The sequence below is a fragment of the Thermotoga sp. RQ7 genome (assembly GCF_000832145.1).
Lineage (GTDB): Bacteria > Thermotogota > Thermotogae > Thermotogales > Thermotogaceae > Thermotoga > Thermotoga neapolitana.
In genome coordinates this window covers 656,465-681,583 of sequence record NZ_CP007633.1, presented here as the reverse complement: position 1 = coordinate 681,583, position 25,119 = coordinate 656,465, and the positions used below count along the sequence as shown (strand labels likewise).

The following is a 25,119-nucleotide window of genomic DNA, read 5'->3' as shown; positions in this document are numbered from 1 at the left end:
CTTTATTGACAGATGTGATATACTTCAACTGGTACGTACCGATATCAACCATTTTTGAGTGGGGGGGATTTCCATGAAAAAACTTTTCCTGGTGGTCTTACTCGTTGTCGCATCTTTCATCTTCTCGGTCAAGATTTCAGTTCTCTGTTCTCCGGACAACGCAGATGCATTGAAGTGGCTTGCACAGGAGTTCATGAAGAAAAACACGGATATCCAGGTAGAGATCGTTCCACTTTCGTGGGAAGTGTTGTATCCAAAACTGCTTCAGGATCTGAGATCCCAGGCAGGTTCATTTGATGCGTTCACCTACGACGTGATGACAACGGGAGCCGTCTCTTTTGGTCTGGTCGATCTCGGAGAATTCATGAAACAACATCCAGAGCTTGTTCCAGAAGATTATGACCTGGACGACTTCATACCGCAGGTTCTTGAAGAATCCGGGAAGTGGCAGGGAAGACTCGTAGGTCTTCCGTTCTACAACAACACGATGCTCTTCTACTACAGAAAGGATTTGTTCGAAGATCCAAAGATCAGACAGGCCTTCAAGGAAAAGTACGGTAGAGAACTCACACTGCCGACAACCTGGGAGGAAGTTGTGGACATAGCCGAATTTTTCACCAAGAAATACAACAAGAACTCTCCAACTGAATACGGAATCGCCCTCATGTTCCCGAGAACCCACACACTCTTCTACATGTACCTGTTGTTCTTTGGAGAATACAGGAACGCACCTCTTGGTATCATGAGACACGGAACCGCCGATCTTGAGTACGGAGAGTACTTCACCGCCGACCATAAACCTGCTTTCAACAGTGAAGAGGGACTGAAGGCACTCGAGATGATGAAGAAACTCATGCCGTACAGTCCGGATCCTCTCGGATCCGACTACGGTGAAACGATCGAATATTTCAACCAGGGACTCGTTGCCATGGTTCCTCAATGGACAGGACCGTATCTGATCTTCAAGAGCACACTCGGTGAAGACAAAGTTGGCATCATTCCCATGCCGGGTCGTTCCGTGAGCGGTCAGTGGGCCCTCGGTATCAACAAATTCATACCCGAAGAGAAGAAGATAGCGGCGTTCAAATTCATCGTCTTTGCCACCAGCAAATGGGCTGACAAGAACAAGTTCCTGAAATTTGCCGTCGCACCAGCCAGAATCTCGACGCTCAAAGATCCAGAAGTGAGGGCTGCTGATCCCAGGGTACCAGCCCTTGAGGTGACGTACGTCACGCAGACTCACAGACCAAGGATTCCGGAAGAACCAAGACTCGAAGACATCACCGTTGAGACCTTCTCCAAGATCCTCTCTGGAGAACTTCCACTCTCCATGGAAACGCTGAACGATCTTGCAAAGAAGTGGGAAGAGATTCTCGGCAAATAAGGAGGTGAAGAGGGGGCGTCTGCCCCCTTTCCATATGAAGCGAAGAGTCGTTCCCTGGTTGATGGTCCTTCCTGTCCTTGCACTCTTTCTTGCGATGACGATATATCCCTTTGGCTTCATGATCTGGGCCTCCTTCAGAGACTACGACCTGTCCAGAAGTGCCGAAACACACTTCATAGGTCTTTCAAATTACTTCCAGATTTTCAAAGACTCAACCGCTATAGAATCCATGAAGTTCACCATAAAACTTCTCTCGATAGCAGTTCCTGTGGAACTTGTCCTCGGTGTTCTCATAGCCTTCCTGATAAGAGGAGTTAGGGGAGAAAAGATCATCAGGTCCTCTCTTCTCATTCCCATGATGATTCCACCTGCCGTTTCTGGTGTTGCCTGGAAGATGCTTTACAATTTCGCTTTTGGTCCAGTGAACTGGTTTTTATCGCTCTTTGGTGTTCCCAAGATCTCGTGGCTTGGTGATCCGTTCTACGCGCAACTTGGAATCATAATAATAGACATCTGGCAGTGGACTCCTTTCATCTTCCTCATGATCTATGCAGGCCTTCAGTCCATCCCTCAGGATCTCATCGATGCGGCCCGCGTGGATGGTGCCGACTGGGGAAAGGTGTTTCTTCACGTGGAGTTTCCCCTTCTAAGGCCTTTGATTCTTGTTGCTCTTGTTTTGAGGATCATCGACTGTCTGAAGACCTTCGATATTGTCTTCATGACAACATGGGGTGGCCCGGGTTCTGCAACCCACACCTACAGCTTTTACATATACAAAGTTGGAATCTCGTTTGGATGGAACATCGGCTATGCGTCAGCGCTGAGCGTGTTGCTTTTGATCGTGGCCATAGTCCTTGTGAACGTGGTTTTCAGACTTGTGAGGATGAGGCAGCAGCTGGGATTCGGGGGTGAAGAATGATGAGGAAAATCTTTAAAGTTGTAAGATACATCCTTGTTGCTGTTTGTCTGATATTCTTTCTGTTTCCCGTGTACTGGCTTGTTATCACGGCTTTCAAGCCTTCGAACGAGTGGTTCACCATGCCACCAAAGTTCTTTCCGACAAGACCCACCCTTTCCAACTTCTTTGGAGCAAAAGAAACAGAAGTCTTCGGTGGTACGACGGGCTCTATTGAGAACATCTTTCCGTACCTTAGGAACAGCATCGTTGTTGGCGTTTCTGTGGCTCTCATAGGAACGGTGATCAGTGCCCTTGCTGCTTACGCTATCGCCCGGTACAGGGTTGGAGGACCGTTCCTTGCGGAGTGGATCATTTCCATCAGGATGCTTCCACCCATCGTCTCTGCCGTTCCGCTGTACGTGATATTCACAAAGCTGAGGCTCATAAACACCTGGTGGGCACTCATACTTTCCCATCTTGTTATAGTGGTACCCCTTGGTGTGTGGCTTCTCATAAGCTTCTTCAGGGAGATTCCAAGAGAGATAGACGAAGCAGCCTACGTCGATGGAGCAACACCGTTTCAGGCTTTCTTCTACGTGGTTCTTCCCCTCAGTGCCCCGGGGCTCGCAGCGGTCGCTGTTCTTTCGCTCATTCAGAGTTGGGGAGAGTTCCTTCTTGCTCTCGTGTTGACCAACGACGCCCGGGCACAGACGCTTCCCATCTTCCTTGGAAGGTACATCACGGGCTGGAGGGTTGCATGGGGACCTCTATCGGCCGCGGGTATCGTCACCATGCTTCCAGTTGTGGTTTTCGCCCTCATCGCCCAGAGATATCTCATCAGAGGACTCACCTTCGGTGCGGTGAAGGGATAAAAGGCAAAGGAGGTTTGTTCATGTCCAGGATCGTCAACGTTTCCAGAAGTCCTTATGCGAAGCTCAAAACAGTACCTGTTGGTTCTGTAAAGGTGAAAGGGTTCATGGGGAAGTACTTCGAAACTCTTGTCAACGTCACCCTTCCCACTCAATACGATCTTCTGGAAAGCACAGGAAGACTGGACAACTTCAGGATCGCTTCCGGAAAGATGGAAGGTTCTTACAAAACTTTCTTTCCTTTCGATGATACAGATGTTTACAAATGGTCCGAAGCGGTTTCTTTTGCTCTGGCAAACAGAGATCTGCCGGATCTGGAAAAGATCCTTGACAGCGTGATAGAAGAGGTGAAAGCAGCACAGGATGAAGACGGCTATCTTGGAACATACCTTTCTGGAGAAAGGAAAAAGGAGCGCTGGACGAACCTTGCATGGAACCACGAGCTCTACAACGCAGGACACCTGATTCAGTCTGCCGTTGCCCACAGAAGGGTAACCGGTAAAGACACACTCTTCAACGTGGCAAAGAGGTTTGCGGATCACATCTACAACACCTTTGGACCTGGAAAGAAGGAAGGAGCACCAGGACACCCCGAAGTGGAAATGGCACTCGTTGAACTCTACAGAGAGACGGGAGAGAAGAAATATCTGGATCTTGCAAAATACTTCATCTACGCACGTGGAAAAGGGCTCGCCAGTGTACCAAGAAATCCTGGGCCAGAATATTTCATCGATCATAAACCATTTGTGGAACTGGAAGAGATCACAGGACACGCTGTGAGGGCACTCTATCTTTGTGCTGGTGCCACCGATCTTTATCTTGAGACGGGTGACGAGAAGATCTGGCAGGCTCTCAACAGACTCTGGGAGAATTTCGTAACGAGGAAGATGTACATCACAGGAGGTGCTGGTTCAAGACACGACTGGGAATCCTTCGGCGAAGAGTATGAGCTTCCAAACAGAAGGTCCTACGCCGAATCCTGCGCCAGCATAGCGAATTTCATGTGGAACTTCAGGATGCTTCTTGCAACAGGCGATGGAAAATTTGCAGATGTGATGGAACAGGTTCTCTACAACGGCCTTCTCTCAGGAATATCCCTCGATGGGAAACATTATTTCTATTTCAATCCACTGGAGGATTTCGGAAGAACAAGAAGACAGAAGTGGTTCGACTGTGCATGCTGTCCTCCAAACCTTGCAAGATTCATTGCATCTTTCCCTGGGTACATGTACACCACATCAGGCGATGGAGTGCAGGTCCATCTGTACGAAAAAAGCACAGCAAAGGTGTCATTCAAAGGATCAACTGTGAAGATAGAGCAGGAAACGGATTATCCCTGGAGTGGTGAGATAGTTCTTTCGATCGAGACTGAGATCGAAGAGCCTTTCTCCATTTATCTTAGAATTCCCACCTGGGCAGATGATTTCTCTATCAGAGTGGATGGAGAAACTCTCGATCTTGAGCCACAGAACGGTTATGTGAAACTGAATCGAAACTGGAGGGGAAGCCATAGAATAGAACTTTCACTTCCTATGAGGGTAGAACTCGTAGAATCTCATCCGTTCGTGAGGGACAATTTGGGGAAAGTGGCGGTGAAGAGAGGGCCAGTTATCTACTGTGCTGAGCAGGTGGACAATCCGAACTTTCACGTGTGGACGCTTGGGGTGGGCTCAGAGGATCTGGAAGAAGAAAGAGCAAAGATACTCGACAGAGATGCTGTGTTTCTCAGGGGAACGGGGAAGGCACTTGTCACTTCCGACTGGGAAGGAGCGCTGTACAGAAAGATATCTGAACCTAAAGAAAAGGTGGCGAAATTCACCCTTGTTCCCTACCACATGTGGGCGAACAGACAGCCCGGTGCTATGGTAGTGTGGTTGAGGAAAGTTTAAAACAACAATACTGCTGGAGGGGGTGTTAGCTTATGAGAAAGTTAGTTGTGTTTGTGGCTCTTTTGGTAGGACTTGTTTTGATGGGATTGGCAGACAACACCATAGTCATTCGCTACGCTCACTGGAATGCTTTGCCACCAGATCCGTACAATTATGTGAAGGCTTTTGAGGAAAAGTATCCCAACATCAAGGTAGAGTTCATACAAATACCTGAAGCTGAATATTCTCAAAAACTCAGAACCATGGCACTTGCAGGAAATGCCCCTGATGTTCTTTGTCTGTGGGAGGCAGACCTTGCAGATTTTGCCAGAGCGGGATGGATAGTTCCTCTTGATGAGTACGTTAAACAGAGCAAAGAGTTGAGTTTGGATGATTTCATCCCGGCAGTTAAACAGTTAATGGAGCTGCAAGGACATCTTTACGGTTTACCCTGGTGTTTTGCAACTGAGATAATGTACTACAACAAGGATTTGTTCGATAAAGCAGGTATACCATATCCAAATGAAAACTGGACCTGGAAGGACTTCGAAGAAGCTGCAAAGAAGCTGACAATCGTTGAAAATGGGAAAGTTGTTCAGTACGGATGTGACGCACTGAGTTTCCAGGGTCTATGGTACTCCTTAATAGGAACGTTTGGGGACAAGATAGTGGATGAACAAGGAAGATTTGCTATTAGAGAGGGAGCCAGAAACTTCTTGAAGTGGTGGTACGACTTAACGAATAAGTACAAAGTAGTAGCACCACCTCAAATCTCCACATCAGGTGTTGTGTCTGCTGATCTTTTTATGGCTGGGAAAGCTGCAATGGCTTTCAATGGAAGCTGGATGACATCAGTTTACAAGGACATAACTGACTTTAACTGGGACATAGCCCCTATTCCTAAGGGTGTAAGGCACTATTCAACTCTCCATACTGGTTTCTTCGCCATCAATGCGAAAAGTAAGGTAAAAGACGCCGCGTGGAAATTCATAGAGTTCTGCATGAGCGAAGAAGGACAAAAACTGATTAACAAAGCTTATAACAATCCTTCTGCTCGCATTTCCATCCTCAAAAAAGGATATTACAAAATGGAAGGACCGAAAGGACCTCGAAACTGGGATGCCATAGAAAAGACAGCAGAATTCGCGGAATGGGGATACACATTGTTACCACCCGGTTTAACCTTCGACCTTGTGAAAGATTTCAACGCAGCCATTCTCGGACAAATATCCATCGATGATGTTATCAAGAGAGCGATAGAAAAAGCAAAAGACATCTTGGGTGAAGACAGGGTAGCGGTTCAGTGAAAACTTCATGGGGGGCGCCTGCCCCCATTTAAAACCATTGAGGAGGTATGCTATGGGAAGGAGAAAGAATGTTGTAGCCTATCTTTTTGTGTCCCCGTGGATTGTTGGCTTCGTTCTTTTCACAGGGGGACCCATCCTGGCTGTCATTCTTCTTAGCTTCTACAAATGGGATTTGATAACACCTCCAAAATGGGTTGGACTAGCGAATTATCTCAAGATGTTTCAAAGCGGCTCGGAATTCTGGATTGTTCTAAAATTTACACTTTTCTATACGTTACTATCCGTTCTTGTGTCTGTTGGATGGGCGCTTTTCACTGCTCTTCTTTTGAACCAGAAACTAAGAGGAACCAGAGTATTCAGTTTCTTTTATTTTGTGCCTGCCGTGGTGCCGATGATAGCTTTGACTTTTGCTTTCCAGTTGATTTTTAACAAAGAATTGGGAGTGGTGAATTATCTATTAACATTGGTGGGAATTAAAGACACACCAAATTGGTTAATGGATCCAAATTACGTGACATGGCTGGTGGCAGTCCTCAACATTTACACTTTCTATACGGGTCAGATGATGTTAATATTTGACAGTGCCTTGAAGGAAGTCCCTAGGGAACTTTACGAAGCCGCGGAGATCGATGGTGCGGGTCCCTTCACAAGGTTCTTCAAAATCACATTACCAGCGATATCTCCTATTCTTCTCTTTAATTTGGTTACCGCCACGATAAATTCTTTAAGCGCTTCGTTCACTCTCATATATCCCCTCACGGGAGGAGGTCCAGGGAAGGTTACTCAGGCGATAAGTTTGGATATTTACTATAACGCTTTTAAAACGTTCAGATTGGGTTATGCAAGTGCAGAGGCAGTGATACTGTTTTGCATTTCTGCAATTGTGTCGTTGCTGATGTTTATTCTGTCGAAGAAATGGGTTTACTACGAAGTTTAACAGGGAGGAGGTTGCATGAGAAGAAAAAGTGTGGTTGGTCTTCAATATGCTCTGATGATACTGGTTGCCATTGTTATGTTCTTTCCCATACTCTGGATTATTGGTTCTTCTTTCAAACCCCTTATAGAGTTTAGTTCGTATCCTCCTCGGTTGTTTCCCAAAACTTTCACATTGAGAAACTACCATGAAGTTCTCACAAACAGCAAACTGCCTATTTATTTGCGGAATACGTTGATACTTATGTTGGGAAATACTGTTGGTACACTTCTTTCGAGTTCTTTGGTTGCTTATCCCCTGGCACGGATGGATTTTAAGGGGAGGAAACTGATATTTGCTTTGATACTTGCCACCATGATGGTACCAAGCTACGTCACTATAATTCCTCAATATATTCTTTTCAAGTATTTTGGATGGCTTGATTCTTTCTTACCAATAATAGTCCCTGCTTTCTTTGCCTATCCATACAACGTTTTTCTTTTCAGACAATTCTACAGAACAATTCCGCGTGAACTAGACGAAGCAGCTAGGATCGACGGATGCAACGAGTGGCAAATCTTTTGGAAGATCATAGTACCCATTTCCAAGCCTATCTTTATAACCATAGGTGTTCTTTCTTCGATATACTGGTGGAACGAGTTTTTCGTCCCTATGGTTTTCATCAACTCCGAGGAACTAAAACCGTTGAGTGTGGGCATATACAGCTTTTCAAGAACGACTTTTATTGTTCGTTGGGATCTGATAATGGCAATGGCAACGATTATGATAATACCACCCATGATACTCTTCTTATTGGCCCGTGAATACATAACCGCAGGAATAAAGACAACAGGTTTGAAATAAAAATACGAGAGCCCCAATGGGGCTCTCCTATCTCTTCAGGAAAATCTCTTTCACTTCTTCCGCCGTCAATGGTCGATCGTAGATCCTCAATTCGTCGATCATTCCCTTGAAAGGTGGATCCCAGAAGTTCACCCCCAGTGAAAACACCCCTCCTGGACCCACAGAGAACACATCTGGTACCAATCCATTGGGATTAGGCTGACCATTGATCTGTACCTTGAGAGGAACCTCTTCCCCATTGATGAACAGATGTGCTTTTCCTTTATCTACGACTATCACAACGTGATACCATTTGTCTTTTTCGAGATTGAATGGGGGAATTCCATCAAACCATATGTCTTTTCTATCGTTTCTGGCCCAGAGGAGAGTACCGTTGTTCCAGCCATATGGTACAAAACTTAACCAGTAGAAATAGTTTTCTTCATCTATGTAGCATCCAAAGAAAGTTGTTGTATGCTGCGTGAACGCTTCGATTTTGAGCCAGAAGGAGACAGAATAATCGTAGTCAGTAATGAGATCGTTTCCAAGAACCACACCCTTTTTTCCATCGAAAACCAGAGCTTGTCCCACTACACCTTCATCAAATTTCGGGTTTCCAAGAGATGGAACGTTTATTCTGTTTCCAACGAGGTATCCTTCTTCAAAATTTCCTGTCTTGTCTTTCAGATCTCCATCGAATGGATAGTATGCTATCAGATCTTTGTTCAAATCTATACCTGTTGCTAAAGAGAGCATCCATATCATGAAACCTATCAGGAAGACCTTTCTCATCACAGAGAATCACTTCCTTCCATAATTATAGAGAATTCTCACCTCACCAGGCCCAAGTGCTCTATCGTAGATTCTGAGTTCATCGAACATACCCTTGAATGGAGCGTCCCAGTAGTTGGCTCCAAGGGCAAACACTCCTCCTGGTTTCAGGCTGAAAACATCCGGTAGTTTGCCCGTCAGGTTTTCCTGACCGTTTATTTGAATCTTCGTGAGAACCTGTTCTCCGTTGATGTAAACTCTGACAATTCCGTTCAGCACAGAAATTGCCACGTGGTACCATTTCCCGGGTTCGATGTTTTTGCTGAGAATTCCATCGTACCATACGTTCTGAGCTTCATCCCTTGCCCAGAGCATTGTACCGTTGTTCCAGCAGAAAGGAACGAAGCTGATCCAGTGGATTTTTAGTTTTCTGTCTATGTACGCCCCGAAGAAAGTTGTTGTGAACCTTGTCAACTGTTCTGCATAAACCCAGAAGGAAATCGTGTAATCGTAGTCTTTGATGAGGTCTTCAGGAAGAAGAAGCCCCCTGCTTCCAGGAAGTTTTACAGCCTGTCCAACAACACCATCGACGAACGTTATCTCTCCTCTACCAACACTTCCTATAGTTCTGCCAGTTTTGACTGCCTCTCCAAAATGGCCGGTTACATCTTTCAGGTTCCCGTCGAATGGAAAGTAAGCAATCAGAGAAGGATCGTTGTTTGGATCAAAAGCGAAAGCCACACTGAGCATAACTCCTAACACGAGAAAAAACAGTACCCTCTTCATGTTTCAACACCTCCATCCTGAGATATTGAGATCACTCCACCTTTATTCCCCACACGGACACACCGTGGTTGGAAAGTGCTGTAAAAACCGTTACCCATCTTTTCTCTGAGTAGTGCCATTGTTTCAAAACAACTCCTTTGTACACGCTGGTGGAACCTTCTTCGTTGATCTCTAATGTGATGTAATGCCCCTTCTTTTTCCATTTCCCTTCGACAGCTCCTGTTATCGTTCCATCCCGGTTCAGACGAATTCTCACAGGCTGTTTGATATCACTTGTAATCTCTTTTCCATGGTTTATGAACTGGTAGTCTCCTGCGATCTCTTCGTCTGGTAGATCAGATATCGTCTCACCTGCGTAGGGGAAAGGAGCCATAACGAACCACCCATCTTCGTTGAGAAAAAGTTGGTGAACTCTGAGTTGATACGTCTCCCCTCTTCCGGGGAACCTTGTGTGGAAGAAAATGAAGTACTTACCCGTTTCAGGGTCATAATAGGCAGAGTTATGACCGGGAGAAACGTATCCGAATGCTTTGAAGTCGATGGTATCGGTTTCATTCAAGGTGAAGTTGCCAACAAGTTTGGCTCCGTAGTTTGCTATCACCGTCTTGCTTCCCATACAGTTTTCCATATTTTTTCCCTCGGGGTCGTAGTACGGGCCATCTGGATTTTTAGATCTTGCAACTCTGATGTTGTATCCTCCTCTGTAATCTAGCCCGCCGAAACTCAAAAAGAGATAGTAATAATCTGTTTCTGGGCTGTACAGAACGAAAGGTCCTTCCATGGAGCTGTGATTTCCCCCTGCGAGTCTTTTTCCGTAGCCCTGACCGGGAAGGGGAAGCCCCGTTTTGGGGTCGAGTTTGAGAATGTAGATTCCTCCGAACCACGATCCATAGACCATCCACAGATTTCCTTCTTTGTCATAGAAAACAGCAGGATCCAGCGCGTTTGGATGTTTCCTGGAATTGTACGGTGTACCATCTTCACTCGGACCATCCACGGAATAGACCTGACCGGATTTCACGATCACCGCGTAATGTTTATATGGACCTTCTACATTATCAGAGACGGCAATTCCTATAGCAGACCTCGGTGAACCGAAGGTTGAGGCGCAGTAGTACATGTAGTACCTTCCATCAGAGAGTTGAATAACATGGGGTGCCCAGATGTCGTTTCTTGTTCTTGCCCAGCTGAGAGCTTCTTTCAATTCTTCATTTATATTGGGTATTATAGGATTTCTATCGTGTGCACTCGTACTTATTTGATCCCAATGCATTAGATCCTTCGATTTTGCGACCTGAAGGTGTGTTCCAAAGACGTAGTAAACGTCGTCCACCTTGATGACCGAAGGATCGTGTACCACCGCCCATCGAAATGTGGGTTGGGTTTCAGCGAAGATACATCCTAATAGTGTTGTGAAAACGATGGAAAAGACCAGAAACTTCATTGCTATACCTCCTCATAAGATGATTTTGTACGTACATATATTATATAGAATGTGACATCCAAACGCAAAACGATAAACAAGGATGAAAAAATGAGAAAACGGTGAATAATTATTTCTAATCGATCGTAGTTGTCTCTAAAAGGAGATATTTCCAAAAATTCCACCTTGAAATGTTGAAGTGAGGAAGGTTATAATTTCGATTGAGAGTTGGTACGTACCTATCTTTGAGTATATTTGAATGGAGGTGAACATTCATGAGGAAGCTACTGGTGTTTCTGGCTGTTTTTGTTCTCACCCTTCCACTCATGGCAAAGATCCAGATCACGTTCATGACGCCTCTTTCTGGAGCCGACGGAGCTTACATGGATCAGATCATCCAGAAGTTCAATGAGACACATCCAGACATTGAAATCGTACATCTAGTTGTGGGAAGCTCCCTGGAGTACAAGCAGAAACTCGCCACAGGAATTTCCACAAAATCAGCACCTCAGGTACTCTTCATCAGAAAACACGACATGCCGTTGTTCCTTGACTATTTCAGAACTTTCACAAAGGAAGAACTCGAACAGTGGGGTATCGACATCGATGATGTCTACCCATCCGTTCTTGAAGGTCTTGTTACAAAAGACGGTAAGTACTACGGAATACCGATAGACGTCTGGATCTTCTACATGGCCTACAGAAAAGATAACTTCAGAAAGGCCGGCCTCGATCCAGATCTTCCGCTGAAAGAAGGTCCGCTCAACCAAGAGCAATTCGTGAACGTTCTGAGGGCTCTCAGAAAGGTTACCCCTGAAGGTTCGTACCCATGGTGTGAATCTCCAAGCTGGGACTGGGAGTTTGTACACCTCCTGTGGCAGTTTGGTGGAGATATTCTGACACCTGACTTCAAGAAGCCAGCGTTCAAAGAAGCCGGTATAAAGGTGCTCAAGTTCCTCCAGGAACTTCAGAAAGAGGGACTTTATCCTGATCAACCAATCGATGCTGGGCCAACCTTCGAATCTGGAGCAGGGTCTATCTTGATAACAGGTATCTGGACAATCAATCCATGGCTAGAGTTGTTGGGAGATGACTTTGGTTACGCTCCGGCACCAATACTTGGTCCAAAGAAGGCCGTGTTCGGAGGCTCACACGTGATAGCGATTCCTAAGGTGATGGTTGAGGACAAAGAAACCTTCAACGCTGTTATGACATGGGTGAAATATCTGTGGGACCATGCGATCGAATGGTACGCAGCGGGTCAGACACCTGCGAGAAGATCCATAGCTCAGAGTGAAGAGTTCAAGGAGAAATTCCCACACCTGTACGTTGCTGCTCAGCAGGTGTCTTACGTCAAAACTTTCCAGATGTTCCCGTACATAGCCGAAATCCTTGCCGAGATAGTCCCGTACATCGAAGAAGTGCTCATCAACAAGAGTATGACACCTGAGGAGGCAATGGAAGAGGCCGAAATGGTTGCTCAAGAGATAATAGACGATTACTGGGCAACCGTTGGAGAATGATCGTGGAGGGTAGAAGGAGATGGTTGAGAAGACAGAAGTTCTTACGGAAAAGCAATTAAAAAAATTGAGATTAAAGCGTATTTTGAAAAGGGAATTGGGAGCGTGGGGGTTTCTGCTCCCCCACTTCTTTTTCTTCGTCCTCTTCATTGTTATTCCAGTTGTTTACGGTTTCGTGATGAGCTTTTACAGATGGACTCTGCTGGGATCAACACGTTTCATAGGGCTGGATAACTACGTGAGAATCTGGAACGATTCCAGGTTCTGGCAGTCGGTCAAAAACACCGTGATGTTTGCCGTCATCAGCATACCGCTCATCATGGCAGTTTCGATGATATTTGCACTCCTGCTCAAAGAAAAGTGGTACGGCAAGTTGTGGCTTCTTGTTGCTTTTGTTTCTCCCACGTTCTTCAGTTCTGTTGGTGTCTTGACAACGTGGAGATGGATCTTTTCATCCGCTCCAAACGGATTGTTGAATTACTATCTCACAAAAATAGGTTTGCTCAGTCAACCCATTTCCTGGTTTGAAACACCAGCACGTGCATGGGCCTGTATCATCGGTGTTACCGTCTGGTGGATCATGGGTTTCAGCGTATTGCTTTATCTTGGAGCGCTTCAGAGAATTCCACCGGAGCAGTACGAAGCAGCGAAGATCGACGGGGCAGGACCCTGGGCACGCTTCATCCACATCACACTGCCATGGATGAGAAACGTTCTGTTCTTCGATGTTGTGAGACAGGTTCTTCTGGCTTTTGGTCTGTTTGATCAGGTGTATTTCTTCACTGGAGGAGGACCCGCTGGGAGCACAAGGACCATGGTTTACTACCTCTACATGGTGGGGTTTGAAAGGCAGCAACTTGGACGTGCCGCTGCTATTTCCTGGTACATGTTCATCATCATCTTCGGTTTTGCTCTCATAAATCTCTTCATTTTGACCAAATCAATCCGAGGAGCGGAGGGAGAATGAGATGTCAAAAAGAAAAAAGAAGATAATGAGAGTCATCATTTCTGTGGCATTATGGCTTTTTGCTGCTCTCTGGTATGCTCCCATCTTCTGGATGTTTTCCACATCCTTGAAAGAGTCAACGGTAGCAACCTCTGAATATCCTCCCAAATGGATACCGGACAATCCCACTCTGAACAACTATAAGAGAATCTTCGCTCCTGCAAGCGGTATCAGCGTTTCGAGGGGAATAGTCAACAGTTTGATCGTCTCCATACTTGGAACGATAGCAGGGCTTGTTGTAGCGACACCAGCAGCCTATGCACTCTCCAGGTTGAAGTTCAAGGGAAAAAATGTCATATTCTGGAGTTATGTGGCGGTACTCGCCTTTCCTGGAATCATCTTTTTGATACCTCATTACTTCATCATCTACCGTCTGGGACTTATGGACACGCTAGCAGCTCTCATCCTTCCGGGGCTCGGGGGAACTTTTGGGGTCTTCCTTCTGAGGCAGTACATGCTCGGTATACCTAGGGAACTGGAGGATGCTGCATGGATAGATGGTTGTTCTAAACTCAGGTTCCTTGTGACCATAGTGGTACCCTATATCAGGCCTGCTTTGATAGTTTTGGGACTGATGTCATTTTTAGGGTACTGGAACACCTTCTTGTGGGCTCTGCTGGTTCTCAGCTCACCAGAAAAGTTCACCCTTCCTATTGCCCTCGTTCGTTTCAACGCAGGATGGGGAGATCCTTACAGAGGAATAGGAACTCTTATGGCCGGTGCGTTTATTGCCGTGGCGCCAGTTCTTGTGATTTTCGTTCTTTTCAGAAAGTATCTCATGCAGGGAATTTACCTGGGATCTGTTGGAAAAGAGTGACCGTGGGGTGAAAGAATGTCAAAGTTCTTTGCTGTTCTTTTCCTGGCACTTTCTATTCTTCTTGTTGGAGAAGTCCAGCATGTGCTGACGATCGACTTTTCTCAGCAGGGACCGGAGATTCCAGAGACACTCCATGGAATATTCTTCGAGGACATAAATCATGCGGTTGATGGAGGACTTTACGTGGAACTTGTGAGAAACAGATCGTTCGAACAGGAAACCAGAAGGTACGAGGGATGGCGGATCGAAAGGGGAAACTCTGTGAAGTCCTCAATAGAAGAGACTCACCCTCTCAACGAGAACAACACTCGCTATCTTGAGGTGAGATTTTCCGAAACCGACAGGGCAACTCTCACAAACCTGGGCTACGGGGGTATCGCGGTGTTTCAGGGACAGGAATACATCTTCTCCACCTATCTCAGTGGAGATTTCACGGGAACGATCACCACAATGATCGTTGACGACGATGAGGTTCTGGCCTCAGGGAGTATTCTGCTTTATCAACCAGTCGGTGACTGGAGAAAATACACACTGAATCTCATCCCCACGAAGACATCCACCGATACGAGACTTTCGATTTCCATCCAGGGTAGTGGTACTCTCAGGATCGACATGGTTTCTCTGATGCCCAAAAGAAACTGGAACGGCATGAGAGAGGATCTTCTGGAAATGCTCGAAGGTCTCAAGCCAGGTTTCATGAGGTTTCCAGGAGGATGTCTGGTTCAGGGAAACACTCTGGAAAACGCGTACCGATGGAAGGAGAGCATTGGACCAGTCGAGCAGAGAAAAACGAAATGGAATTTCTGGGGATACTATCAGACTCTTGGCATCGGTTTTTACGAATATCTTCTCCTCTGCGAAAAACTGGGAGCAGAACCTGTTCCCATATTCAATCCTGGAATATCTTTCCAGATAGAATCTCCAGAATACGCCTCCGAAGAGGAACTCAAAGAATGGATACAGGATGTTCTGGACTTCCTCGAGTTTGCCAACGGTGCAACGGATACGTACTGGGGAAGTATCAGAGCATCTCTTGGTCATCCAGAACCCTTCAACGTGAAATACGTTGGTGTCGGTAACGAAAACTGGGGGCCGAAGTACTGGGAAAATTTCGAAAAGTTCAGAAAGGCGATCAAAGAAAGATATCCCGATGTGAAGATCGTGTTCAGTGGGCCGCCGTCTTACGAGGGTACCGACTTCAGACAGGCGTGGCGCTGGGCAAAAGAAAACAACGTGGAGATCTTTGACGAACACATCTATGCTTCACCGGAGTGGATGCTGGCAAACACCGACAGATACAACAGGTACGACAGAAACGGTCCGAAGGTCATGCTTGGAGAATACGCAGCACACACAGATGGAAGAAGAAACAACTGGTGGGCAGCGCTCGCTGAAGCAGCCTTTCTCACCGGCGTGGTGAAAAACTCAGATGTTGTTATCATGGCTTCCTATGCTCCTCTGTTCAACAGAGTGGGCTGGTCACAGTGGGTGCCGGATCTGATCTGGTTCGATGGATACAGGGTCTTCGGTACACCGAGTTACTATGTCCAGAAGGTTTTCGCTGAGAACAGAGGAGATGTGGTAGTTCACTCTGAACTCACTGACGAAGAGTACAGGATGTTCGGCTACAGATACAAGCATCTGTACCATGTGGTAACGTACGATGAGAAATCTCGAGAGTTGATCGTGAAGGTTATCAATCCCTGGCCGGAGGATAGAACCGTTCAGGTGAATATCAAGGGAATCACCGTTGAAGAGACTGGAAGAGAGATCACACTTGCCGGTGATCCAAAGGATGAAAACAGTTTCGATGAACTGAAGATCGTTCCGAAAGAGAGGATAATAACCGGCCTCAACAATTCCTTCGAATACACCTTCAAAGCCCAGACGGTGACTGTCCTGAGGTTGAAGGTGAAAGAATGAGGTGGGCTGTGGTGATTCTCTGCCTTTCCACGCTGGTTCTGGGAAATGAGTTTGTCTTCGATCTTTCCAAGACGAGTGGGCCACTTGGCTTTGGAGCGGTTGGTGCACACTATGCCCTTTCCGAGCCGGATGTTCCAACTGTTGTTTCACTGGTTCCCATAAAGGTGAAAACGGTGAACCAGAAACCACCGAAAGGGCTCCAGCATCCTGGTGCCGATGCTTTCAGGGTTATGGAAAGTTTCGTAAAGGCTGGAGGAAGTTATCTACAGGTTTATCTCCAGGATATCTATCTAAACTGGCCGTACGAAAAGAATCCAGATAACGACAGAGACTACGTTCCGGATGATTATCTCGAGAAGGTAAGGAAATCGGTTCAGACCATGGAGACTTTGCCCTACAGGGACAGAATCGTCTATGTTCCCTTCAACGAACCCGATGCGATCTGGTACGGTGGCCTTTTCTGGTCCACTAAAAGGACGAAGGAGTTCTTCACCGCGTGGAAGACTGTTTACGATGAGATAAAAAGGATAGCACCGGACGCAAAGATAGCAGGTCCGAACACGACCACCTACAATCCAAGGTTCATGAAAAAATTCCTTGAATTCTGTCTGCAGGAAGATTGTCTGCCAGACCTCATCACCTGGCATGAATTGAACCTTATGGATGTGGAAGCGGGCCATGCCTATTATCAGCATCTTCGAAAGATCGAAAAAGAACTAGGAATTGAACCGCTGCCGGTTTGTATCAACGAATACGCCCTCGGAAAGGAACTCTCCGTTCCTGGAAGACTCGTGAAATGGCTCGCCAGGCTGGAACAATCGAGAATAGATGGGTGTCTTGCGTACTGGCATGCTGCGGGAAATTTCTCCGGCCTTGTGGAGGGGAACGTTCCAAATGGTGCATGGTGGTTGTTCAGAGAATACGTGAACATGTCCGGAGAACTGGTTGCAGCATCGCCGAGTTACACGTCGATCTCCACGCTGGCTGTGTACGATCAAAACACAGAGACTCTGAAAGTTCTTCTTGGTGGTGATGATCAGAAAGAGTGTACCCTCACGTTCAAAAATGTTCCTTTTGAAAAAGAAGCCTACTACGAGGTCTGGGAGATCGAATGGTCTGGTTACACTGGGCTCTACACTTCTCCGGATCTCCTGTCAAAAGGTATCACAAAAATTCAAGGCGACACGCTGTCTCTCACACTGCACGATCTGAATGAGATGTCAGCCTATCTTGTTGTTGTGAAGGAAAATGAGGGCAGTCGATCCGTGTATCAACCCGTGTGGAAGTGGAGAAAAGAAGCAGAAGAAACTACTCTTGAAAACTGTACAGTGGAAATCCACGGAGGAGGGAACAATCCACCCTACTCCGGGGAGAAGATTGTGTTCTTTGACAATCCAGAGAGTAGACTTTCCTTCGACGTTGAGGTACCAGAAAGCGGCCAGTATCTTCTTGAGATATGGTACACGAATGGAAACAAAAAGACGGTGAAGTATGGAATGACTATTGACGGCAAAGATTTTGAACTGATTCTTCCGCCCACGCTGTCTGGCAGTTATGTCGGAAAAATGGAAATGACGGTTCAACTCGAAAAAGGAACACACACGATGAAGATATTCAGAAAAGACAGCTCACCGAGTGTCGGCATAGACCGTGTAGGGTTGAGAATCTACTCAAAAGAAAGGAGGATTTTGATAGGGGATCATTTGGTGTCAACGGATGGTGTTTTCAACGGTGATAAGATCGCTCTGGAAAAAGACAGAGAACTCGAATTCTTTGTCGTGATAGATGAAGATGGTTACTACGCAATGAAGATGAATGGAGAAGATTTCGATCAGTTTGAGATGACAGTCAACCGCTCTGCAAAGAAGAATGTAGCTGGCCATCAATTTACCGCGTTCCTTCAGAAGGGAGTGAACCTGATAAAATTGAAAAATCTTTCCGAGAACACAGCGATGCTGAATTCTGTTGAACTAGTAAAGATGGACGTTGACATCAAAACCTACGAAGCGGAAGAAGGCGATCTCACGGGGAACGCTCGCGTAGAGAGATCGGATTTTGCCTCATCTGGTAGATTTGTCACCGGGATAGGAAGAGGAAAAGAGAATGCCCTTGAGATGAGGTTTCATGTACCTGAGGATGGCTATTATTCTTTTGTCATTCGCTACAGCAACGAGGAAACTCTTGGCACTCATGCTTACAACCTCAACGTGGTGGACAGGTACTGTAGATTGATTGTCGATGGAGAAGAAAGAGATCTCTTTTTCAGGTACACCGGGGGAGTAGACGGTTTCTTCACAAGGGTTCTTTACCTCTACCTGAAAAAAGGAGATCATACCGTGAGGTTTGAAAATCCAAACACCGAGATTTCACCGGCAGACGTGTCTGTGTATGGTCCCAATGTAGACAGTATTTCGATAACACCAACTTTTTTGGAGTGAGGAGGGAAAGGTGTATGGCCTACAGGATCGTTGTTGATCCAAAAAAGATCGTTAAGCCGATCAGCAGACACATCTACGGTCATTTCACGGAACATCTGGGAAGATGTATCTACGGAGGAATCTACGAAGAAGGTTCACCGCTTTCGGATGAGAGGGGTTTCAGGAAGGATGTGCTGGAAGCGGTGAAGAGGATAAAGGTTCCGAATCTGAGATGGCCGGGTGGAAACTTTGCATCGAACTACCACTGGGAGGATGGTATCGGTCCCAAGGATCAAAGACCCGTCAGGTTCGACCTAGCGTGGCAGCAGGAAGAACCGAACAGGTTTGGAACGGACGAATTCATCGAATACTGTCGGGAGATAGGAGCAGAACCCTACATCTGTATCAACATGGGCACGGGAACGCTCGATGAGGCCCTTCACTGGCTTGAATACTGCAACGGGAAAGGAAACACCTACTACGCTCAACTCAGAAGAAAATACGGACATTCAGAACCCTACAACGTGAAGTTCTGGGGAATAGGAAACGAGATGTGGGGCGAGTGGCAGATAGGCCACATGACGGCAGACGAATACGCAAGGGCTGCCAAAGAATACACAAAATGGATGAAGGTTTTCGATCCGACCATCAAAGCAATCGCCGTCGGCTGTGATGATCCCATCTGGAACTTGAAGGTTCTCCAGGAAGCAGGTGATGTGATAGATTACATATCCTATCACTTCTACACGGGATCTGACGACTACTACGAAACGGTCTCTACGGTTTATCTCCTCAAAGAAAGACTCATCGGAGTGAAGAAACTCATCGACACGGTGGAGGTCGCAAGAAAGAGAGGTGTGAAGATTGCCCTGGACGAGTGGAACGTGTGGTACAGAGTTTCCGACAACAAACTCGAAGAACCTTACGATCTCAAGGACGGTATCTTCGCGTGCGGGGTACTCGTACTCCTTCAGAAGATGAGTGACATCGTACCGCTTGCCAACCTCGCACAGCTTGTGAACGCCCTCGGTGCCATACACACGGAAAAAGACGGTCTCATTCTCACACCTGTCTACAAGGCCTTCGAACTCATCGTGAATCATTCCGGAGAAAAACTCGTCAAGACCCACGTTGAATCGGAGACATACAGTGTAGAGGGAGTCATGTTCATCAACAAGATGCCCTTCTCCGTTGAAAACGTTCCCTTCCTGGATGCGGCTGCCTCCGTCTCGGAAGACGGTAAAAAACTCTTCATAGCCGTTGTAAATTACAGGAAGGAAGATGCCCTGAAAGTTCCTATCAGAGTGGAAGGTCTGGGACAGAAAAAAGCCACAGTTTACACGCTCACAGGACCAGATGTGAACGCAAGAAACACCATGGAGAATCCAAACGTCGTTGACATCACCTCTGAGACCATCACGGTTGACACCGAATTTGAACATACTTTTAAACCTTTCTCCTGCAGTGTGATTGAGATAGAATTGGAGTAGAGAAATCTGCTTTCAGGGGGAGAAGGCAATGGACTATCTGATGTGCCATATCGAGAAGGAGTTCTTCGGGACAACATCTGAGGGAATACCCGTTCATCAGTACACACTCATAAACAGAAACGGTGCGATGGTGAAGATCATCACCTATGGTGCGATAGTGAGAGAGCTGTGGGTGCCAGATAAATCTGGCACCCTTTCTGATGTTGTGCTGGGGTTCGATACCTTTCAGGAGTACGAGGAGAAGAATTCCAATTTCTTCTTTGGGGCAATCGTGGGAAGGTATGCAAACAGGATAGCCAGTGGAAGGTTCGAAATCGACGGGGTCACGTATCAACTCGCACTGAACGATGGAGACAGGCCGAACGCCCTCCACGGTGGCGTGAGGGGGTTCTACACGAGGGTCTTCAAAGCAATTCCCATGAAGACACCCGATGGGCCTTCTCTCGTTCTGAAGTATCTCAGTCACGATGGTGAGGAGGGCTACCCTGGGAACCTGGATCTCACCGTTATCTACACTCTCACGAACGAAAACGAGTTGAGGATAGAATACCATGCCACAACGGACAAACCCACCATTGTGAACCTCACACACCACTCTTACTTCAATCTCTCTGGCGAAGGAACGATTCTGGACCACGAACTCATGATAAACGCCGATCACTACACCCCCGTTGATGAAAATCTCATACCCACGGGAGAGATCACACCGGTCGAAGGGACACCGTACGATCTGAGGTCTTTCAGAAGACTGAAAGATGCGATCGAACCGCTGAAAGACACACCAGTCAGAGGATTTGACATAAACTACGTTCTGAACGGCAAAGATGGAGAGTTGAAACTAGCGGCCGTTTTGAAGGACAGAAAATCCGGCCGCGTCATGAAGGTGTACACAACGGAACCTGGTCTTCAACTCTACACGGGGAACTTCCTTGACGTAAAAGGAAAATGTGGAAGATACTACGGTTCCTATTCCGGTCTGTGCCTTGAGACTCAGCACTTTCCTGATTCTCCGAATCATCCGAACTTTCCAGATACCATCCTGAGGCCTGGAGAAGAGTACAGGCAGGTTACTGTCTATAAATTTGAGGTTGAAAATTGAGATCTTCTTTGGTTTGATGTTGTAAGATGTTGTAAAAAGCAATAAGATTGAGAATTTTGTCGATATTCAGAAATAATTCCCTGTATTTCGTGAATTTGATATAAAACAGCTGAAATCGGTCCTTGATTTTTCAAAGTATGGTAGTATATACTCATCAATGTACGTACCTTTTATTACCATTAAGACATCGGAGTAGGAGGTGTTCTTATGAAGAAGGGACTGGTTTTTCTTGGGCTGATTCTTGTACTCTCCGTGTTCGTCTTTGCAGAGGACATCAGCATTCTTCTTGCCCCCAAATCCCTCAACAACCCGTACTGGTTCGCAGTTGAAAACGGAATGAAAGACGCAGCAGAGAAACTGGGAATCAAGGCAGTTTTTGATGCACCTGTTGAAGCAGACGCTGCAAAACAGGCAGAGAAGATCCTGAGTTACATCGTGAAAGGTGTCGACGGAATAGGTATCTCTCCAAACGACCCAGAAGCGATAAAAGTAGTGGTTAAAAGAGCTCTAGATAAGGGAATCCCGGTGGTCATGTTTGACTCCGACTCACCGGACAGTGGAAGGTACGTGTACATAGGAACCAACAACTACAACGCAGGATACGAGGCTGGAAAGTTGATGGCGCAACTCATCGAAAAGTACAAACCTGAGAAAAAGACCATAAAACTTGCCATACTCACCGGTGGTCTTGCAGCCCTCAACCTGAATGAGAGAATCAAAGGATTCAAGGACGCTCTTGAAGAATACTCCAAACAGAGTGGAAGAGAGATCGTTTATGTGGCTGACCCATTCCCATGTAATGATGATGCTGCTAAAGCGATACAGATTTTAAGAGATGTTTCCAGGAAATACACGGATCTTGATGGATGGTTTGCTTCAAATGCTTCCCTCGTCGCACCGGCGACCACTATCGTTTCAGCACTTGGTGGTCCAGAAAAAGCAAAGGAACTTCTGATAGTTGCCTTTGACACTTTAACACCAGAGCTTGATCTGGTTAAAGCCGGTGTGATAAAAGGTCTTGTCGGACAAAGACCATATGATATGGGATACCTATCCACCGTGGTGCTCTACTACATGGCAAAAGACGGTGTAGAAAAGACTCTTGCAAATCTTGAAAAGATAGTAGCGGAATATGGAAAACCAGATTACAAAATATCCAAGGAAAGTGATCACGATTACCGTATTGATACAGGAGTCGACATTGTCACAAGCGAAAATATTGACGAATATTACGAGTATGCATCTAAGATATATTCCAAACGTTGAAATTCCTGACGTCTAAGAAGAAATCGAAGAAGGGGGGGTTAGACCCCCCTTCATTAAAGAACAAAGACAGGGGAGGCGTGGTTGAGTTGTGGAAGAGGTTGTTCAGGGCTAAGGAAGCGGGAATATTTTTGATACTGATAGCGATCGTGATATTTTTGGGGATAACGACGGAAGAGTTTTTGACGGTAGAGAACATATTCACGGTAATACTGAACGTATCGTTCATAGCGATCATGTCGTTTGGGATGACGATGGTGATCATCACAGCCGGGATAGATCTTTCGGTTGGGTCGGTACTGGGTGTAGCAAGCGTGGTGATGGGGCTTTTGATGAATGAAAGAGGGTTATCACCCTTCTGGAGTGTAGTTTTGGGGCTTTTAGTTGGTGTTGGATTTGGGCTTGCAAACGGTTTTTTGATCACAAAGGCAAAACTTGCACCGTTCATCAGCACACTTGGTATGCTCAGTGTAGGAAGGGGTCTTGCATACGTGTTGAGTGGTGGCTGGCCCATATCACCGTTTCCTGAGAGTTTCACGGTACACGGTCAGGGGATGGTAGGGCCCGTACCGGTTCCGGTGATCTACATGGCAGTGATAGGTGTGATCAGCCACATATTTTTGAAGTACACCGTGACGGGGCGGAGGATCTATGCGATAGGTGGGAACGAAGAGGCGTCCAGGCTGGTTGGGATCAAGACGGACAGGATACTGATCATGGTGTACACGATAAACGGCTTTTTGGCGGCATTTGCAGGTTTTCTATTGACGGCATGGCTTGGTGTGGCACAGCCCAATGCGGGTCAGGGATACGAACTTGACGTGATAGCGGCGACGGTGATAGGAGGAACGAGTTTGTCTGGTGGTGAAGGGACGATACTGGGGGCGTTTTTGGGAGCGGTGATAATGGGGGTATTGAGGAACGGGATGATACTGCTTGGTGTATCGTCGTTCTGGCAGCAAGTAGTGATAGGGATAGTGATCATCATAGCGATAGCGATAGACCAGATCAGGAGGGCGAAAGAGAGATGAAGCCCATACTCGAGGTAAGGGGGATACACAAAAGATTCCCCGGGGTACATGCACTCAAGGGAGTGAGTATAGAATTTTATCCGGGGGAGGTACATGCGATAGTAGGAGAGAACGGAGCGGGAAAGAGTACGTTGATGAAGATCATAGCAGGGGTGTATGAACCCGATGAAGGGGAGATCATATACGACGGCAGAAGTGTGAGGTGGAGTCATCCGAGTGAAGCGATAAAAGCGGGGATAGTGACGGTGTTTCAGGAGTTGTCGGTAATGGACAATCTGTCCGTGGCGGAGAACATGTTCATGGGAGATGAAGAGAAGAGAGGGATATTTGTAGACTACAAGAAAATGTACAGGGAGACGGAAAGATTCATGAGAGAAGAATTTGGCATAGAGATAGATCCTGAGGAGAAACTGGGGAGATACTCCATAGCGATCCAGCAGATGGTGGAGATAGCGAGGGCAGTTTACAAGAAGGCGAAAGTACTCATACTGGACGAGCCCACATCATCCCTCACACAGAAAGAGACAGAGAAACTCTTCGAGGTGGTGAAGAAACTCAAGGAGAAGGGAGTTGCGATACTCTTCATATCTCACAGACTGGAGGAGATCTTCGAGATATGTGACAGGGTGAGCGTTCTGAGGGATGGAGAGTACATAGGAACAGACAGGATAGAGAACCTGACGAAAGAAAAGATCGTGGAGATGATGGTGGGAAGAAAACTGGAGAAATTCTACATAAAAGAAGAACACGAGCCCGGGGAAGTGGTACTGGAAGTGAAGAACCTTTCTGGAGATGGCTTTGAGAACGTGTCGTTCAGTTTGAGAAAAGGAGAAATCCTTGGATTTGCAGGACTTGTTGGTGCAGGAAGGACAGAGTTGATGGAAACGATATTTGGCTTCAGGCCGAAGAAAAGTGGGGAGATATACATAGAAGGAAAGAAAGTTGAGATAAACCATCCACTGGATGCGATAGAACATGGTATGGGACTTGTACCGGAGGACAGAAAAAGACTTGGGCTCATACTCATCATGAGCATCATGCACAACGTATCGCTTCCAAGCCTTGACAGAATAAAGAAAGGACCGTTCATATCGTTCAGAAAAGAAAAAGAACTGGCAAAGTGGGCGATAGAAACGTTCGACATAAGGCCACCCTATCCAGACAGGAAAGTTCTGTACCTTTCTGGAGGAAACCAGCAGAAAGTTGTTCTGGCAAAATGGCTTGCTTTGAAACCAAAGGTTCTCATACTGGATGAACCAACACGGGGAATAGACGTTGGAGCAAAGGCAGAAATATACAGGATCATGTCGCATCTTGCAAAAGAGGGAGTTGGAGTCATCATGATCTCCTCAGAACTTCCAGAGGTTCTTCAAATGAGTGACAGAATAGCCGTGATGAGCTTTGGAAAACTCGCTGGTATCATCGATGCCAAAGAGGCTTCTCAGGAAAAGGTTATGAAACTCGCAGCAGGTTTGAGTGGGTGAAGAAAGG

General features: G+C 46.4%; 20 protein-coding genes. 17 read left to right on the top strand and 3 right to left on the bottom strand.

Annotated features, from left to right (window positions below):
• Positions 1-73: 73 nt before the first annotated feature.
• Genes TRQ7_RS03450 through TRQ7_RS03420 form a run of 7 tightly spaced genes read left to right on the top strand, consistent with a single transcriptional unit; the run spans position 74 to position 8,103 of the window.
• Positions 74-1,384, top strand: coding sequence for a sugar ABC transporter substrate-binding protein (locus TRQ7_RS03450; protein ID WP_041844040.1), 1,311 nt, complete (start codon positions 74-76; stop codon positions 1,382-1,384).
• A gap of 34 nt (positions 1,385-1,418) precedes the next feature.
• A complete protein-coding gene (locus tag TRQ7_RS03445) occupies positions 1,419-2,303 on the top strand; it encodes a sugar ABC transporter permease (protein WP_038066605.1) in 885 nt (294 codons plus the stop codon).
• The gene (locus TRQ7_RS03440; protein ID WP_015918900.1) at positions 2,303-3,154 is read left to right on the top strand and encodes a carbohydrate ABC transporter permease; all 852 of its coding nucleotides are present in this window, start codon (positions 2,303-2,305) and stop codon (positions 3,152-3,154) included. The genes TRQ7_RS03445 and TRQ7_RS03440 overlap by 1 nt, the downstream gene beginning before the upstream one ends.
• Before the next feature lie 20 nt (positions 3,155-3,174).
• Positions 3,175-5,040: a beta-L-arabinofuranosidase domain-containing protein gene (locus tag TRQ7_RS03435; RefSeq protein ID WP_041844039.1), complete on the top strand. Its 1,866-nt coding sequence runs from the start codon at positions 3,175-3,177 to the stop codon at positions 5,038-5,040.
• A 32-nt stretch (positions 5,041-5,072) separates the two neighbouring features.
• Positions 5,073-6,326 (top strand): sugar ABC transporter substrate-binding protein, encoded by a 1,254-nt coding sequence (locus tag TRQ7_RS03430; RefSeq protein ID WP_041844038.1) that lies wholly within the window; start codon positions 5,073-5,075, stop codon positions 6,324-6,326.
• A 52-nt stretch (positions 6,327-6,378) separates the two neighbouring features.
• Positions 6,379-7,263: a sugar ABC transporter permease gene (locus TRQ7_RS03425; protein WP_041844037.1), complete on the top strand. Its 885-nt coding sequence runs from the start codon at positions 6,379-6,381 to the stop codon at positions 7,261-7,263.
• A 15-nt stretch (positions 7,264-7,278) separates the two neighbouring features.
• The gene (locus TRQ7_RS03420) at positions 7,279-8,103 is read left to right on the top strand and encodes a carbohydrate ABC transporter permease (protein WP_041844036.1); all 825 of its coding nucleotides are present in this window, start codon (positions 7,279-7,281) and stop codon (positions 8,101-8,103) included.
• Positions 8,104-8,130: 27 nt separating this feature from the next.
• Here TRQ7_RS03420 and TRQ7_RS03415 read toward each other — a convergent pair whose 3' ends face one another.
• From TRQ7_RS03415 to TRQ7_RS03405, 3 genes are read right to left on the bottom strand one after another with little or no spacing between them, the layout of a single operon-like run.
• Complete coding sequence (locus TRQ7_RS03415; RefSeq protein ID WP_041844548.1) at positions 8,131-8,874, bottom strand: LamG domain-containing protein; 744 nt, start codon at positions 8,872-8,874, stop codon at positions 8,131-8,133.
• A gap of 9 nt (positions 8,875-8,883) precedes the next feature.
• Entirely contained in the window at positions 8,884-9,639 is a 756-nt protein-coding gene (locus TRQ7_RS03410; RefSeq protein ID WP_041844035.1) for a LamG domain-containing protein, read from the bottom strand.
• A gap of 31 nt (positions 9,640-9,670) precedes the next feature.
• Positions 9,671-11,083: an arabinan endo-1,5-alpha-L-arabinosidase gene (locus TRQ7_RS03405; protein ID WP_041844034.1), complete on the bottom strand. Its 1,413-nt coding sequence runs from the start codon at positions 11,081-11,083 to the stop codon at positions 9,671-9,673.
• 254 nt (positions 11,084-11,337) lie between these two features.
• Between TRQ7_RS03405 and TRQ7_RS03400 the strand changes: the two genes are divergently transcribed.
• The 10 genes from TRQ7_RS03400 (at position 11,338) to TRQ7_RS03355 (ending at position 25,112) form a co-directional block, all read left to right on the top strand.
• A complete protein-coding gene (locus TRQ7_RS03400; protein ID WP_041844033.1) occupies positions 11,338-12,585 on the top strand; it encodes an extracellular solute-binding protein in 1,248 nt (415 codons plus the stop codon).
• 19 nt (positions 12,586-12,604) lie between these two features.
• On the top strand, positions 12,605-13,549 hold the full coding sequence (locus tag TRQ7_RS03395; RefSeq protein ID WP_041844032.1) for a sugar ABC transporter permease: 945 nt from the start codon (positions 12,605-12,607) through the stop codon (positions 13,547-13,549).
• 1 nt (position 13,550) lies between these two features.
• On the top strand, positions 13,551-14,405 hold the full coding sequence (locus TRQ7_RS03390; protein ID WP_041844031.1) for a carbohydrate ABC transporter permease: 855 nt from the start codon (positions 13,551-13,553) through the stop codon (positions 14,403-14,405).
• Between the two features lie 15 nt (positions 14,406-14,420).
• Entirely contained in the window at positions 14,421-16,328 is a 1,908-nt protein-coding gene (locus tag TRQ7_RS03385) for an alpha-L-arabinofuranosidase C-terminal domain-containing protein (RefSeq protein ID WP_041844030.1), read from the top strand.
• Positions 16,325-18,766: a hypothetical protein gene (locus tag TRQ7_RS03380; RefSeq protein ID WP_236681734.1), complete on the top strand. Its 2,442-nt coding sequence runs from the start codon at positions 16,325-16,327 to the stop codon at positions 18,764-18,766. The genes TRQ7_RS03385 and TRQ7_RS03380 overlap by 4 nt, the downstream gene beginning before the upstream one ends.
• A 14-nt stretch (positions 18,767-18,780) precedes the next feature.
• Positions 18,781-20,235 (top strand): alpha-N-arabinofuranosidase, encoded by a 1,455-nt coding sequence (locus TRQ7_RS03375; RefSeq protein WP_041844029.1) that lies wholly within the window; start codon positions 18,781-18,783, stop codon positions 20,233-20,235.
• A gap of 28 nt (positions 20,236-20,263) precedes the next feature.
• Positions 20,264-21,334, top strand: a complete 1,071-nt coding sequence (locus TRQ7_RS03370) for an aldose epimerase family protein (protein ID WP_041844028.1) — start codon at positions 20,264-20,266, stop codon at positions 21,332-21,334.
• Positions 21,335-21,541: 207 nt separating this feature from the next.
• Complete coding sequence (locus tag TRQ7_RS03365) at positions 21,542-22,600, top strand: sugar-binding protein (RefSeq protein WP_041844027.1); 1,059 nt, start codon at positions 21,542-21,544, stop codon at positions 22,598-22,600.
• 86 nt (positions 22,601-22,686) lie between these two features.
• A complete protein-coding gene (locus TRQ7_RS03360; protein WP_041844026.1) occupies positions 22,687-23,628 on the top strand; it encodes an ABC transporter permease in 942 nt (313 codons plus the stop codon).
• Positions 23,625-25,112 carry a sugar ABC transporter ATP-binding protein gene (locus TRQ7_RS03355; RefSeq protein ID WP_015919268.1) on the top strand — a complete coding sequence of 496 codons (1,488 nt, stop codon included), beginning with the start codon at positions 23,625-23,627 and terminating at the stop codon, positions 25,110-25,112. The genes TRQ7_RS03360 and TRQ7_RS03355 overlap by 4 nt, the downstream gene beginning before the upstream one ends.
• The last annotated feature ends 7 nt before the right edge of the window (positions 25,113-25,119 follow it).

What these genes read in the sequence shown, in the direction of transcription:
- TRQ7_RS03450 (WP_041844040.1), top strand. Translation starts at nt 74, where the DNA reads ATGAAAAAACTTTTCCTGGTGGTCTTACTCGTTGTCGCATCTTTCATC.
- TRQ7_RS03445 (WP_038066605.1), top strand. Translation starts at nt 1,419, where the DNA reads ATGAAGCGAAGAGTCGTTCCCTGGTTGATGGTCCTTCCTGTCCTTGCA.
- TRQ7_RS03440 (WP_015918900.1), top strand. Translation starts at nt 2,303, where the DNA reads ATGAGGAAAATCTTTAAAGTTGTAAGATACATCCTTGTTGCTGTTTGT.
- TRQ7_RS03435 (WP_041844039.1), top strand. Translation starts at nt 3,175, where the DNA reads ATGTCCAGGATCGTCAACGTTTCCAGAAGTCCTTATGCGAAGCTCAAA.
- TRQ7_RS03430 (WP_041844038.1), top strand. Translation starts at nt 5,073, where the DNA reads ATGAGAAAGTTAGTTGTGTTTGTGGCTCTTTTGGTAGGACTTGTTTTG.
- TRQ7_RS03425 (WP_041844037.1), top strand. Translation starts at nt 6,379, where the DNA reads ATGGGAAGGAGAAAGAATGTTGTAGCCTATCTTTTTGTGTCCCCGTGG.
- TRQ7_RS03420 (WP_041844036.1), top strand. Translation starts at nt 7,279, where the DNA reads ATGAGAAGAAAAAGTGTGGTTGGTCTTCAATATGCTCTGATGATACTG.
- TRQ7_RS03415 (WP_041844548.1), bottom strand. Translation starts at nt 8,874, where the DNA reads ATGAGAAAGGTCTTCCTGATAGGTTTCATGATATGGATGCTCTCTTTA.
- TRQ7_RS03410 (WP_041844035.1), bottom strand. Translation starts at nt 9,639, where the DNA reads ATGAAGAGGGTACTGTTTTTTCTCGTGTTAGGAGTTATGCTCAGTGTG.
- TRQ7_RS03405 (WP_041844034.1), bottom strand. Translation starts at nt 11,083, where the DNA reads ATGAAGTTTCTGGTCTTTTCCATCGTTTTCACAACACTATTAGGATGT.
- TRQ7_RS03400 (WP_041844033.1), top strand. Translation starts at nt 11,338, where the DNA reads ATGAGGAAGCTACTGGTGTTTCTGGCTGTTTTTGTTCTCACCCTTCCA.
- TRQ7_RS03395 (WP_041844032.1), top strand. Translation starts at nt 12,605, where the DNA reads ATGGTTGAGAAGACAGAAGTTCTTACGGAAAAGCAATTAAAAAAATTG.
- TRQ7_RS03390 (WP_041844031.1), top strand. Translation starts at nt 13,551, where the DNA reads ATGTCAAAAAGAAAAAAGAAGATAATGAGAGTCATCATTTCTGTGGCA.
- TRQ7_RS03385 (WP_041844030.1), top strand. Translation starts at nt 14,421, where the DNA reads ATGTCAAAGTTCTTTGCTGTTCTTTTCCTGGCACTTTCTATTCTTCTT.
- TRQ7_RS03380 (WP_236681734.1), top strand. Translation starts at nt 16,325, where the DNA reads ATGAGGTGGGCTGTGGTGATTCTCTGCCTTTCCACGCTGGTTCTGGGA.
- TRQ7_RS03375 (WP_041844029.1), top strand. Translation starts at nt 18,781, where the DNA reads ATGGCCTACAGGATCGTTGTTGATCCAAAAAAGATCGTTAAGCCGATC.
- TRQ7_RS03370 (WP_041844028.1), top strand. Translation starts at nt 20,264, where the DNA reads ATGGACTATCTGATGTGCCATATCGAGAAGGAGTTCTTCGGGACAACA.
- TRQ7_RS03365 (WP_041844027.1), top strand. Translation starts at nt 21,542, where the DNA reads ATGAAGAAGGGACTGGTTTTTCTTGGGCTGATTCTTGTACTCTCCGTG.
- TRQ7_RS03355 (WP_015919268.1), top strand. Translation starts at nt 23,625, where the DNA reads ATGAAGCCCATACTCGAGGTAAGGGGGATACACAAAAGATTCCCCGGG.